The organism is Streptomyces sp. SLBN-118 (assembly GCF_006715635.1).
Classification (GTDB): domain Bacteria; phylum Actinomycetota; class Actinomycetes; order Streptomycetales; family Streptomycetaceae; genus Streptomyces.
Genome location: NZ_VFNP01000002.1, coordinates 2804061 through 2817237 on the forward strand (window position 1 = coordinate 2804061; position 13177 = coordinate 2817237).

At 68.1% G+C, this 13177-nt stretch carries 11 protein-coding genes; 7 read left to right on the plus strand and 4 right to left on the minus strand.

Annotated features, from left to right (window positions below; genetic code table 11):
• Nucleotides 1-58: 58 nt before the first annotated feature.
• Together FBY35_RS31125 and FBY35_RS31130 are read left to right on the plus strand one after the other, a co-directional pair.
• A complete protein-coding gene (locus FBY35_RS31125; RefSeq protein ID WP_142217268.1) occupies nucleotides 59-1534 on the plus strand; it encodes an aspartate aminotransferase family protein in 1476 nt (491 codons plus the stop codon).
• A complete protein-coding gene (locus FBY35_RS31130; RefSeq protein ID WP_142217269.1) occupies nucleotides 1518-2783 on the plus strand; it encodes a lysine N(6)-hydroxylase/L-ornithine N(5)-oxygenase family protein in 1266 nt (421 codons plus the stop codon). The genes FBY35_RS31125 and FBY35_RS31130 overlap by 17 nt, the downstream gene beginning before the upstream one ends.
• A 13-nt stretch (nucleotides 2784-2796) precedes the next feature.
• Here the strand turns inward: FBY35_RS31130 and FBY35_RS31135 are convergent, their stop codons facing one another.
• The gene (locus tag FBY35_RS31135; protein WP_142217270.1) at nucleotides 2797-4035 is read right to left on the minus strand and encodes an RNA-guided endonuclease TnpB family protein; all 1239 of its coding nucleotides are present in this window, start codon (nucleotides 4033-4035) and stop codon (nucleotides 2797-2799) included.
• A gap of 145 nt (nucleotides 4036-4180) precedes the next feature.
• On the opposite strand from FBY35_RS31135, the gene FBY35_RS31140 reads away from it, so the two are divergent.
• Together FBY35_RS31140 and FBY35_RS31145 are read left to right on the plus strand one after the other, a co-directional pair.
• A complete protein-coding gene (locus FBY35_RS31140) occupies nucleotides 4181-4711 on the plus strand; it encodes a GNAT family N-acetyltransferase (protein ID WP_142217271.1) in 531 nt (176 codons plus the stop codon).
• Entirely contained in the window at nucleotides 4708-6519 is a 1812-nt protein-coding gene (locus FBY35_RS31145; protein WP_142217272.1) for an IucA/IucC family siderophore biosynthesis protein, read from the plus strand. The genes FBY35_RS31140 and FBY35_RS31145 overlap by 4 nt, the downstream gene beginning before the upstream one ends.
• Before the next feature lie 61 nt (nucleotides 6520-6580).
• On the opposite strand, the gene FBY35_RS31150 is transcribed toward FBY35_RS31145, so the two are convergent.
• On the minus strand, nucleotides 6581-8182 hold the full coding sequence (locus tag FBY35_RS31150) for a beta-N-acetylhexosaminidase (RefSeq protein ID WP_260848871.1): 1602 nt from the start codon (nucleotides 8180-8182) through the stop codon (nucleotides 6581-6583).
• 257 nt (nucleotides 8183-8439) lie between these two features.
• Here FBY35_RS31150 and FBY35_RS31155 point away from each other — a divergent pair, with 257 nt between their 5' ends.
• The 3 genes from FBY35_RS31155 to glmS all read left to right on the plus strand — a co-directional run bounded on the left by FBY35_RS31155 (nucleotide 8440) and on the right by glmS (nucleotide 11498).
• Nucleotides 8440-9294 carry a DUF4429 domain-containing protein gene (locus FBY35_RS31155; RefSeq protein WP_142217274.1) on the plus strand — a complete coding sequence of 285 codons (855 nt, stop codon included), beginning with the start codon at nucleotides 8440-8442 and terminating at the stop codon, nucleotides 9292-9294.
• 66 nt (nucleotides 9295-9360) lie between these two features.
• On the plus strand, nucleotides 9361-9639 hold the full coding sequence (locus FBY35_RS31160) for a hypothetical protein (RefSeq protein ID WP_142218262.1): 279 nt from the start codon (nucleotides 9361-9363) through the stop codon (nucleotides 9637-9639).
• Between the two features lie 41 nt (nucleotides 9640-9680).
• The gene (glmS, locus tag FBY35_RS31165; RefSeq protein ID WP_142217275.1) at nucleotides 9681-11498 is read left to right on the plus strand and encodes a glutamine--fructose-6-phosphate transaminase (isomerizing); all 1818 of its coding nucleotides are present in this window, start codon (nucleotides 9681-9683) and stop codon (nucleotides 11496-11498) included.
• A gap of 300 nt (nucleotides 11499-11798) precedes the next feature.
• On the opposite strand, the gene FBY35_RS31170 is transcribed toward glmS, so the two are convergent.
• Together FBY35_RS31170 and FBY35_RS31175 are read right to left on the minus strand one after the other, a co-directional pair.
• On the minus strand, nucleotides 11799-12368 hold the full coding sequence (locus tag FBY35_RS31170) for an acetate uptake transporter (protein ID WP_142217276.1): 570 nt from the start codon (nucleotides 12366-12368) through the stop codon (nucleotides 11799-11801).
• 171 nt (nucleotides 12369-12539) lie between these two features.
• Nucleotides 12540-13061 (minus strand): universal stress protein, encoded by a 522-nt coding sequence (locus FBY35_RS31175; RefSeq protein ID WP_142217277.1) that lies wholly within the window; start codon nucleotides 13059-13061, stop codon nucleotides 12540-12542.
• Nucleotides 13062-13177 lie beyond the last annotated feature (116 nt).

Genomic DNA, 13177 nt, shown 5'->3' on the forward strand with positions numbered 1-13177 from the left:
GTTAGGCTAACCTAACTCCAGCATTCCTCGCCCCCCTCGCTTGTCCGGAGGACATCGCATGCGCTCACACCTGCTCAATGACGTGACGGCGGAGAGCTATCGGCGCTCCGTGACCGAAGGAGTCGAGCGGGTGGCGCACCGACTCGCCACCACCCGAAGGCCGTTCACCGGCGTGACCGCCGACGAACTCGCTCCGCTGATCGCCGCGGTCGACCTCGACCGGCCGCTCGGCGACGCCTCCGCCGCCCTGGACGAGCTGGAGACCGTCTACCTGCGCGACGCCGTCTACTTCCACCACCCCCGCTACCTCGGCCACCTCAACTGCCCGGTCGTCATCCCGGCCGTGCTCGGCGAAGCCGTACTCTCGGCGGTCAACTCCTCGCTCGACACCTGGGACCAGAGCGCGGGCGGCACCCTCATCGAGCGGCGCCTCATCGACTGGACCGCGCAGCGGATCGGCCTCGGAGCCGCCGCCGACGGCGTGTTCACCAGCGGCGGCACACAGTCCAACCTCCAGGCGCTGCTGCTCGCCCGCGAGGAGGCCAAAACGCGGGACCTGGCCAAGCTGCGTATCTTCACCTCGGAGTGCAGCCACTTCAGCGTGCAGAAGTCGGCGACACTGCTGGGGCTTTGCCGCGAGGCCGTCGTCTCCGTCCCCGTCGACGCCAACAAGCGGATGCAGACGCTCGCACTCGCCGCCGAGCTGGCCCGCTGCACCCGTGACGGCCTGGTCCCCATGGCCGTCGTCGCGACCGCGGGCACCACCGACTTCGGCTCCATCGACCCGCTTCCCGAGATCGCCGAGCTGGTCGAGCTGTACGGCACCTGGATGCATGTGGACGCGGCGTACGGCTGCGGGCTGCTGGCCTCACCCGCCCGCCGCCATCTCCTCGACGGCATCGAGCACGCCGACTCGGTCACGGTGGACTACCACAAGTCCTTCTTCCAGCCGGTGAGTTCGTCCGCCGTACTGGTCCGGGACGGGGCCACGCTCGGCCATGCCACTTACCACGCGGACTACCTCAACCCCCGGCAAACCGTCGAAGTGGGTGCCCCTTCCGTGCCCCTGGGGCTACGGGGGAGCATTCCCAACCAGGTCGACAAGTCCCTCCAGACCACCCGCCGCTTCGACGCGCTGAAGCTGTGGATGACGCTGCGCGTGATGGGTGCCGACGGCATCGGGCAGCTCTTCGACGAGGTCTGCGAGCTGGCTGCGGCGGGCTGGGAGCTGCTGGCCGCCGACCCGCGCTACGACGTGGTCGTCGAGCCCCAGCTGTCCACGCTGGTCTACCGCTACATCCCCGTGTCGGTCACCAGCCCCGCCGAGATCGACCGGGCCAACCTGTACGCCCGCAAGGCGCTGTTCGCGTCCGGCGAGGCCGTCGTGGCCGGCACGAAGGTCGGCGGCCGCCAGTACCTGAAGTTCACCCTGCTCAACCCCGAGACGACGACCGAAGACATCGCCGCCGTACTCGATCTGATCGCCGGCCACGCCGAGCAGTACCTGGGAGAGAATCTTGTCCACGCCTCGTGAGCCCCTGGATTTCATCGGTATCGGGCTCGGGCCCTTCAATCTCGGACTGGCCTGCCTGGCCGAGCCGATCGGTGAACTGGACGGCCTCTTCCTGGAGTCCAAGCCGGACTTCGAGTGGCACTCCGGCATGTTCCTGGAAGGTGCCCACCTCCAGACGCCGTTCATGTCGGACCTGGTCACCCTCGCCGACCCCACCTCGCCCTACTCCTTCCTCAACTATCTGAAGGAATCGGGGCGGCTGTACTCCTTCTACATCCGCGAGAACTTCTACCCGCTGCGGACCGAGTACAACGACTACTGCCGCTGGGCCGCGGCCAAACTCGGCTCCATCCGCTTCAGTACCACGGTGACCCGGGTCGAGTACGACAACGAGCTGTACGTCGTCCACACCGAGGGCGGCGAACACTTCCGCGCCCGCCGCCTCGTCCTGGGCACCGGCACGCCGCCGTACATCCCCGAGCCCTGCCGGGGACTGGACGGCGACCTTCTGCACAACTCGCACTATCTCGACCACAAGGAGGCGCTGCAGCAAAAGGAGTCGATCACCCTCGTCGGCAGCGGCCAGAGCGCGGCGGAGATCTACTACGACCTGCTGTCCGAGATCGACGTGCACGGCTACCGGCTCAACTGGGTCACGCGCTCCCCGCGGTTCTTCCCGCTGGAGTACACCAAGCTGACGCTGGAGATGACCTCGCCGGAGTACATCGACTACTTCCACGCGCTGCCCGAGGCCACCCGCTACCGCCTCGAATCCCAGCAGAAGGGCCTCTTCAAGGGCATCGACGGCCATCTCATCAACGAGATCTTCGACCTGCTCTACCAGAAGAACCTCAAGGGCCCGGTCCCCACCAGACTGCTCACCAACTCCTCGCTCCAGAGCGCGCGGTACGAGAGGGGGACCTACACCCTCGGGCTGCGCCAGGAGGAGCAGGGCAAGGACTTCGAGCTGCGCACAGAGGGCCTGGTCCTGGCCACCGGCTACAAGTACGCCGAGCCCGCATTCCTGAAGCCGGTCGCCGACCGTATCCGCCGTGACGGGCAGGGCCGCTTCGACGTCGCCCGCAACTACGCCATCGACACGGCGGGCCGCGAGATCTTCCTGCAGAACGCGGGGGTGCACACGCACTCCATCACCTCGCCCGACCTGGGCATGGGCGCGTACCGCAACGCCTGCATCATCAGAGAACTGCTGGGATCCGAGTACTACGCCGTCGAAAAGTCCATCGCGTTCCAGGAGTTCGCAGTTTGACATCCTCCACCCCCTATAGGGGATGGATTCCAGCCATCGCTGGCTGGGCTTTCTGCTTCAGTGACCGTTGCCTGCCCGGAGGTCTCCGTTGGGGTCTTACACCGTCTCCACAGACTGTAACCGCCAGCCCGGCGGCCAGGATGTTGCGTGCCGCGTTGATGTCCCGGTCCAGCACCAGGGGACATCGGTCGCAGCGGAAGACCCGCTCCCTCAGCGGCAGGTCGCCCTTGACATGCCCGCAGGCGGAGCAAGTCTTGGACGAGGGGTACCAGCGGTCGATAACCACGAGGTCGCGGCCGTACCACTGGCACTTGTACTCCAGCTGGGAGCGCAGCTCCGTCCAGCTCGCATCGCTGATCGCCCGCGCCAGCGTGGGGGTCTTGACCATGTTGCGGACGGACAGGTCCTCGATCACGACCGTTTGGTTCTCACGGACGAGACGAGTAGTCAGCTTCTGCAGGTGGTCCCGGCGGCGGTCGGCGATCCGCGCGTGCACGCGAGCGACCTTGACGCGGGCCTTCTCCCGGTTCTTCGAGCCCTTCTCCTTGCGGGCCAGGTCCCGCTGCGCCCGCGCCAGGCTCGCGCGGTCCTTACGCTCGAACTTCGGGTTCACAACCTTGCCTCGGGCGTCGCTCAGCCCCTCGACCGGCCGCGACAGGGCGACCAGGGACGTGATCCCGACGTCGATCCCTACCGCGGCATCCAGGCGCGGCAGCGGCTTGACGGCCGGGTCCTCGCACAGCATCGAAACGAACCAGCGTCCCGCGCTGTCCTGCGACACGGTCACCGTGGACGGCACGGCGCCGCCGGGGAGCGGACGCGAGAACACGACATCCAGAGGCTCGGCCATCTTCGCCAAGGTCAACTGTCCGCCACGGAACGTGAACGCCGAGCGTGTGTACTCCGCGCTCTTGCGGGTCTTCCTCTTCGACTTGAAACGCGGGTACTTACCTCGCTTCTCCCAGAAACGAGTGAATGCTCCCTGCAGATGACGCAGTGCCTGTTGCAGCGGCACCGACGACACCTCCGCGAGAAACGCCAATTCCTCAGTCTTCTTCCAGGCGGTCAGCATCGCGGACGTGGCGTTGTAGTTCACCCGCTCCTGCCGCTGGTACCACGCCGCAGTGCGGGCTTCCAACGCCAGGTTGTAGACCTTCCGCACACACCCGAATGTGCGCGACAGCTCGGCTGCTTGCGCATCGGTCGGATAAAAGCGGTACCGATAGGCCCGCTTCACATGCTCGGTCTTCACCCCTAACAAACTAAGTCCCCATCCGGTAAGGAGCAAATCCCGTGCAGATCAGGACAGTTCGGAATATACTCCGGCGCTCCGCGCCTGCGAGCCAAGGACCCATTCTTTTCCAGCCTGAAACCCAGGACTTCCTGGGAGAAGAAGGATGACCTTCACCGTCCGCCCCCTCGATCCGTTCACTGACGCCGGGCTGGTGCACGGATGGGTCACCCACCCCAAAGCCGCGTTCTGGCTGATGCAGGACGCGAAACTCCAGGACGTCGAGCGCGAGTACATGGCGATAGCCGCCCATGAGCACCACGACGCCTTCATCGGGCTGAAGGACGGCGAGCCCGTCTTCCTGATGGAGCGCTACGACCCGGCGCACGTCGAACTCGTCGGGCTGTACGACGCCCGGCCGGGCGACGTCGGCATGCACTTCCTGGTCGCGCCGACCGACACGCCCGTGCACGGCTTCACCCGCGCGGTGATCACCGCGGTGATGGACACGCTGTTCGCGGACGAGGCCACCCGGCGTGTGGTCGTCGAGCCGGACGTGCGCAACAAGGCCGTTCACGCGCTCAACGAGGCCGTCGGCTTCGAGATCGTCAAGAAGATCGCGAAGCCGGAGAAGGACGCGTACCTGAGCATCTGTACGCGCGAACAGTTCCTGGCGGCGCGAGGAGCGGTCCGATGAGCCTCACCGACGCCGTATCGCATCTGACGCCCGAGCGATGGGAGCAGGCCAACCGGCTCCTCGTCCGCAAGGCGCTGGCGGAGTTCTCGCACGAGCGGCTGCTGGTCCCCGAGTCGCTCGGCGGGGGTACTTCCCGGGCCGAAGGCCCGGGAGGAGACCGCTACCGGGTCCTCAGCGACGACTCCGCGACCGAATACCGCTTCTCCGCACGCCGGTTCGCCCTCGACCACTGGCAGGTCGACGCCGACTCGATCACCCGCCACCGGGAGGGCGAACGGCAGCCCCTGGACGCGCTGGACTTCTTCATCGAACTGCGCGGCTCGCTGGGGCTGAGCGAGGAGATCCTGCCGGTCTATCTGGAGGAGATATCCTCCACCCTCTCCGGCACGGCCTTCAAACTCACCAAAAAGCCCGTCACCTCCGCCGAACTCGCCACGGCCGGCTTCCAGGCCATAGAGACCGGCATGACCGAGGGCCACCCCTGCTTCGTGGCCAACAACGGCCGGCTCGGCTTCGGAGTGCACGAATACCTCTCGTACGCCCCCGAGGCGGCCGGCGAGATCCGCCTCGTGTGGCTCGCCGCCCGTCGGGATGTCGCCACGTTCACGGCAGGCGCCGGACTCGACTACGCGTCGCTGATCCAGAGCGAGCTCGGCGAAGCGGCGCTCGCCCGCTTCGGCGGGCAGCTCAGTGCGATGGGCCTCGACCTCGCCGACTACTTCCTGCTGCCCGTCCACCCCTGGCAGTGGTGGAACAAACTGTCCGTCACCTTCGCCTCCGAAGTCGCCCAGCAGCGGCTCGTGTGCCTGGGCACCGGCGACGACGACTATCTCGCGCAGCAGTCGATCCGCACCTTCTTCAATACGAGCGCGCCGGCGAAGCACTACGTCAAAACCGCGCTGTCCGTACTGAACATGGGCTTTATGCGGGGCCTTTCTGCCGCGTACATGGAGGCGACCCCGGCGATCAACGACTGGCTCGCGGGCCTGATCGACAGCGACGACGTCCTGAAGGCGGCGCGCTTCTCGATCATCCGGGAGCGGGCGGCGATCGGGTACCACCACCGCCAGTACGAGCGGGCGACCGACCGCTACTCGCCGTACCGCAAAATGCTCGCCGCGCTGTGGCGCGAGAGCCCGGTGCCGTCGCTGCGGGCGGGTGAGCGGGCGGCGACCATGGCGTCGCTGCTCCACGTCGACCACGAGGGCTCATCGTTCGCGGGCGCGCTGATCGACGAGTCGGGCCTCGCCCCGGCCGACTGGCTGCGGCGGTACTTGGACGCGTACCTGACGCCGATCCTGCACAGCTTCTACGCGTACGACCTGGCCTTCATGCCGCACGGCGAGAACGTCATCCTGGTCATCGGCGAGGACGGCACGGTCCGGCGCGCGATCTTCAAGGACATCGCCGAGGAGATCGTTGTGATGGACGCGGACGCGGTACTTCCGCCGGCCGTCGAGCGGATCCGCGCGGACATCCCCGACGACATGAAGCTGCTGTCCGTCTTCACGGACGTCTTCGACTGCTTCTTCCGCTTCCTGGCGGCTACGCTGGTCGCGGAGGAGCGGATCGACGAGGAGACGTTCTGGAGGACGGTCGCCGAGCGCGTGCTGGCGTACCAGGAATCGGTGCCGCATCTCGCGGACAGGTTCCGGGAGTACGACATGTTCGCGGACGAGTTCGCGCTCTCGTGCCTCAACCGGCTCCAGCTGCGCAACAACAAGCAGATGGTGGATCTGGCGGACCCGGCGGCCGCGCTGCAGCTGGTCGGCTCGCTGGAGAACCCGATCGCGCGGTTCTCCCACTGAAACGGGGCGCGCGCCGGTGAATACGGTCCCTCACCGGCGCGCCCGTCCTCTCGCCCTCAGGTCATCCCGAAGGCCATGGCACCTGCGGGCTGCGGTAGAAGTCGATGCCCAGCGCCTGCATGCGCGGCCCCTGCGCCGCCAGCCGCACCCGGTATGCCTCCCAGTCGTGCGTGGAGGCAGGCGACCAGCCCAGCTCCGCGACGCCCACCACCCTCGGGAACGCCATGAACTCGATGTGGTCGCTCGTCGAGATCGTCTCCGACCACAGCGGTGCCTCGACCCCCGCCACCGCCGACGCCGGAGCCCCCGGCAGATACGCGCCCGGATCCCAGTCGTACGCCCTGCGCACCTCGACAAAGCCTGCCCAGTCCAGCCCCAGCGGGGTGTCCTTGGTGTACTTCATGTCGAGGTAGATACGGTCCGCGGGCGACAGGATCAGCCCTGTGCCGTTCCGCGCGGCCCGCGCGACCTGCGCCTTCTCCTCGGCGCCGGTGCCGTCCAGACCCCAGTACTGCGCGAGCGCGCCCTTGGCGGGCGTGGCGCCGGTCAGCTGGTGCCAACCGACCACCGTCTTCCCGTACTTGGCGACGATGGGCTGCACCTTGTCCATGAACGCCACATAGTCCGCGTGGCTGGTGGAGTGCGCCTCGTCACCGCCGATGTGGAGGTACCTGCCGGGCGTCATCGCGGCGAGCTCGCGCACGACGTCGTCCACGAAGTCGTACGTCACGGCCTTCGGCACGCACAGCGAGCTGAAGCCGACGTCCGTGCCGGTGTAGAGGGGCGGCGCGACGCCGTTGCAGTTCAGCTGGGCGTACGAGGCGAGCGCGGCGTTCGTGTGGCCCGGCATGTCGATCTCCGGGACGACCTCCAGATAGCGCGAGGCGGCATAGCCGAGGATCTCCTTGTACTGGGCCTTGGTGTAGGAGCCGCCGGGCCCGCCGCCGACCTGGGTCGAGCCGCCGTAGGTGGCCAGTCGCGGCCAGGAGTCGATGGCGATGCGCCAGCCCTGGTCGTCGGAGAGATGCAGATGCAGTTTGTTGATCTTGTACAGCGCGAGCTGGTCGACATAGCGCTTGACCTGGTCGACGGTGAAGAAGTGCCGGGAGACGTCGAGCATCGCACCCCGGTACGCATAACGCGGGGTGTCGGTGACGGTGCCGCCCGCGACCTGCCACGGGCCCCGCCGGGGGGTGTCCTTCTCCACGGCTGCGGGCAGCAGCTGGCGGAGCGTCTGCACGGCGTGGAAGAGGCCGGCGGGCTTGTGGGCGGTGAGGGTGAGCCCGGCGGGCGAGGACTGGAGCCGGTAGCCCTCGTCGCCGAGCGCACGGTCGGCTGCGCTCAGCCGCAGCCGGATGCCACCGGGGGCGGGGCCGTCGGTGACGGGCAGCGCGTATCCGGTCGACGGCCGCAGAATCCCGGCGAGATAGGTTCCTATCTGCCGCCCCTCACGGGAGTTCCCCTCGACCCGGATCCGGGTCGAGGGGGTGAGCGAGTACGGATCGCCGCCCGGGCGCACGGACGCGGGGGCGGGGACGATCTGCCCGAGGGGCCGGGGCGTGGACGCGGACAGGGCGGGTCCGGCTCCGATGGCGCAGATGCCCGCGGCGGCGACGAGCAGCAGCGAGCCGAACAGACGGGGTAACGCTCTGGGCTGTCTCACAGGCTGGGTCCCTTCGACGGGCGTCGCGACTGTGGTGCCGAGCAACCGAACGGCAGTCAACATGCGTACCGTGCACCCCAGTTGAGGTCAAGGTGTAGACCACTTCCTCAGGCCTCGGGCGAAAGAATCCCGCATGGCGGCTGTGCCGTCCCGGGGGCAGCCCCCGGACCCCCGGCCGAGAAACCCGCAGGCACACCCCCGGCCAACTCACCCTGGGCGAACCCCCGTACCCCACCCCCCGATGCGAGAATCCCCGCATGGCGGAAATCATCCAGAAGGACGGCACCTGGACCTTCGACGGGGACACCGTGCGCATCGTGCCCGGCAGCGACAAGAGCGTGAGCCTCCTGCGCAAGACCCTCGGGGAAGTCGCCGTACCCCTGACCGCGCTCGCCGGGATCTCCTTCGAACCCGGCAAGAAGTCCGGACGCCTGCGGCTGCGGCTGCGCAACGGCGCCGACCCGCTTCTGCAGATCACCGGCGGCAAGCTGGAGGACGGCTCCGACCCCTATCGGCTCACCGTCGAGAACGACCGCACCGGCGTCGCCGAGTACTTCGTCGACGAGGTCCGCAACGCCCTGCTGCTCGAGCAGGTGCCGACCGGCCCCGTCGACTCTTATCTCCTGCCGGGACCCGCCCTGCCCATCACCGTCGGCGCGGGCGACGGCACCGCCACCTTCGACGGTGAGCGGATCCGGCTGGAGTGGAACTGGAAGACCGAGGAGTCCAAGTCCTCAGGCGGCGCTCGCAGCGTCGCCCTGGAGGACGTGGAGGCGGTGGAGTGGCTGCCCTCGGCCGGTCTTGAGAACGGCTACCTCCGGTTCCGGGTGACCAAGGCCGGCTCCCCGCCCCCACCGAAGTACGACCCGTACGCCGTGGAGCTGTGGGGCTTTCGCAAGGACCCCCTGATGGCGCTGGTCGGGGCGGCCGTAACGGCAGGGATGCCGCATCCGTACGCACCGCAGGACGCCGTGCCGTCCCTCGCGCCCGGCAGCGACGATCATGACGCGCTGCTGCGCCGCCTGCGCGAGCTGGGCGAGCTGCATCACGCCGGGATACTGACGGAAGAGGAGTTCACCACCGCAAAACGGGCGGTTCTGAAGCGGCTCTGAGTGAGATGTGCCCGCGATCGGGCAGGATTCTTGCAATCTCGACAGGTGGCACCGCAATATCTACGGGTGCTCGAACGCCGCCCATCGTCCCACGACGATCTCATCGACCATCTGGTGCGCAGCACCGCGCTCCAGCGCGGTGAGGCGGCCCGGGTGGTGCTCGACGTGCTGGCGTACTTCGACGAGAAGACCGAGGAATTCGTCCGCCGCCGCCACCGTGAGCTGCAATCGGGTGGCCTGGCGAACACGGAGATCTTCGAGCGCATCGCGGCCGAGCTGCCGTACCGCGCCGTGGCGCCGCCGGAGCTCTCGCTCCGCCAATTGCGCCGCATCGTCTACGGCTGACCGGCCGGGCACACATCTGATCTACCGGAGGGCATAACTCTATGTGTGGAATTGTCGGTTACATCGGCAAGCGTGACGTGGCTCCGCTGCTGCTGGAAGGCCTGCAGCGGCTGGAGTACCGGGGCTACGACTCCGCGGGCATCGTGATCACGAGCCCCAAGGCCGCCGGCCTGAAAATGGTCAAGGCCAAGGGCCGGGTCCGTGACCTGGAGGCCCGGATCCCCAAGCGCTTCGCCGGCACCACCGGCATCGCCCACACCCGCTGGGCCACCCACGGCGCTCCCAGCGACATCAATTCGCACCCGCATCTCGACCCCGAGAACAAGGTCGCGGTCGTCCACAACGGCATCGTCGACAACGCCGCCGAGCTGCGCGCGAAGCTGGAAGCGGACGGCGTCGTCTTCGCCTCCGAGACCGACACCGAGGTGCTCACCCACCTGATCGCCCGTTCCCAGGCCGAGAAGCTCGAGGAGAAGGTCCGCGAGGCGCTCAAGGTCGTCGAGGGCACCTATGGCATCGCCGTCATGCACGCCGACTTCAGCGACCGCATCGTCGTGGCCCGCAACGGCTCCCCGGTCGTCCTCGGCATCGGCGAGAAGGAGATGTTCGTCGCCTCCGACGTCGCCGCGCTGATCTCCCACACCCGCCAGGTCGTCACCCTCGACGACGGCGAGATGGCCACGCTGAAGGCCGACGACTTCCGTACCTACACGACCTCGGGCACGCTCACCACCGCCACCCCCGAGACCGTCGAGTGGGAGGCCGCCTCGTACGACATGGGCGGCCACGACACGTACATGCACAAGGAGGTCTCGGAGCAGCCCGACGCGGTGGACCGCGTCCTGCGCGGCCGCATCGACGAGAAGTTCTCCACCGTGCACCTGGGCGGTCTGAACCTGGACGCCCGCGAGGCACGCGGCATCCGACGTGTGAAGATCCTCGGCTGCGGCACCTCGTACCACGCGGGCATGATCGGCGCCTCGCTGATCGAGGGCCTGGCCCGGATCCCGGCGGACTCCGAGCCGGCCTCGGAGTTCCGCTACCGCAACCCGGTCGTGGACCCCGACACCCTCTACATCGCCGTCTCCCAGTCCGGTGAGACGTACGACGTGCTCGCGGCCGTGCAGGAACTCAAGCGCAAGGGCGCCCGCGTCCTCGGCGTGGTCAACGTGGTGGGCTCGGCGATCGCCCGCGAGGCCGACGGCGGCGTGTACGTGCATGCGGGCCCCGAGGTCTGTGTCGTCTCCACCAAGTGCTTCACCAACACCGTCGTCGCCTTCGCGCTGCTGGCCCTGCACCTGGGCCGCATCCGCGACCTGTCGGTCGCCGACGGCAAGCGGATCATCGAGGGCCTGCGCAAGCTGCCCGCGCAGATCAGCGAGATCCTCGAGGGCGAAGCCGAGATCAAGAAGCTCGCCGAGGAGTACGCGGGCGCCAAGTCGATGATGTTCATCGGCCGTGTGCGCGGTTACCCGGTGGCTCTTGAGGCCTCTCTGAAGCTCAAGGAGATCTCCTACATCCACGCCGAGGCCTACCCGGCCTCCGAGCTCAAGCACGGCCCGCTGGCGCTGATCGAGCCCGCGCTGCCGACGGTCGCGATCGTCCCGGACGACGACCTGCTGGAGAAGAACCGCGCGGCCCTGGAGGAGATCAAGGCCCGCAGCGGCCGGATCCTCGCCGTCGCGCACCGCGAGCAGGAGAAGGCCGACCACACGATCATCGTGCCGAAGAACGAGAACGAGCTGGACCCGATCCTGATGGGCATCCCGCTCCAGCTTTTCGCCTACCACACGGCCCTGGCCATGGGCCGCGACATCGACAAGCCGCGCAACCTGGCCAAGTCGGTCACGGTCGAGTAGGTCCTGTCCGGTCGACCAGGCCGGATCAGTGAGCGGGATCTGGTGCGTGCGATCGCAAGGCGGAGGATGGGGGTCCCCCCGCCGAAGGCAGGGGGAGAGCCCACGCGGAGCGTAGGCGACTGACGACAACGCGGCGAGCGTGCGTGCCAGGGCACGCGAGCCCGGCAAGATCGACCGGACAGGGCCTGGGGGACCCGTCCCCGGACACCGGCGGTCCCCCCGCGCGCAGCCACCGATGCGCGCGGGGGGACCGCCTTCTGGGTAAGCCGGCGCGGCCCGGGCGCCGGCTTTGCGGCTGCCTCAGCCGGTGGCCGTCACTCCACGGCCGGCAGCGCGTCCGGAGAAGGTCGGCCACTTGGCGAGTGCGGCCGTCGCGCCGTACCAGGCGCCGAGGCCCGCGACCGCGCCGGCCCAGCCGCCCGCCTTGGCCAGGCTGTCGTTGTCAGCGAACGACGCGATGCCTATGAGCAGCAGTGAGACGAACAGCAGCCCGTAGACGCCCTGTCCGAACAGTCCGGTGCCCGCGGACGCGGCGGTCAGGGTGAGGGCGAGCAGCGCCCACAGCATCATGAAGAGGCCGGTCGCCTCGGCCGACATCTCGGTGCCGACCCCGGTTCCCCAGGTGAACCAGAAGGCGCCAAGTCCCGAAAACGCCGTGCCCGCACCGGCGTTGCCCGCGCGGTACTCGAGCAGACCGAGTACGAACAGTGCGACGCCACCGACCCACGTCGCGAGACCGGCGGCGTCGGTCGCCGCCACATTGTCGATCACACCGGTGTTGCCGACGCCGAACGCCAGCAGGGTCAGTCCGAGCGCGAGGTGGCCGAGAGTCGAGGTGGTAGCGCTTCCCGCAGAGACTTCGTTGTCCACGGCGGGCTCCCTTCGTGTCCTGTGCAATGTGCTGCTTCCCAGCCACCCTTATCTACCCTTCACAAGCGCACAATCCACCCCTACGGACGGGTAGTTTTCCGTGCACACCAAGGGAGTTGACCCCGCGCCACCTGCACGGAAAGCACAAGTGGAAGCGCGATTACGGGTTGGCTACGGGATGACGACAACAGGCCGCTGCGCGCGCTTCGCCAGCCGTCCCGCCACCGAGCCGAAGAGGCGCCCCACGATGCCGTGCGTCGAGCCGACCACGATCGCGTCGGCCGAATACTCCCGGCCGACCTCCTCCAGCTCGTGACAGATGTCGCCACCGCGCTCGACCAGGATCCAGGGCACCTCGGCGAGATAGTCCGCGCAGGCCAGCTCCAGGCCGAGCACCTCGGTGCGGTGATCCGGGACATCCACGAAGACCGGGGGCTCACAGCCCGCCCAGACGGTGGTGGGCAGCCGGTTGGCGACATGGACGATGATCAGGCCGGAACCGCACCGTCTGGCCATACCGATGGCGTAGGCGAGCGCCCGCTCACTGGATGTCGACCCGTCGAAGCCGACGACGACTCCGTGCCGGAAGGCCGGATCGCATGAATGACGTGTCTCTTCTGCCGCCTGGAGGTCCGACGTGGGGTCGGCGACCTGCTTGCGGTCCGCGGGTTCGGGGAATTCGTGACCGGCCATCGGTGTCTCGGCGTTCAGATCCTCATGGGAGGTGACGGTGGGCGGCAGAGCTGTGTCCGGGAATCATCTTCCCTGGCCCCTACCCCAAGGGTACGGCGACACTCCTTCCCTGCCCA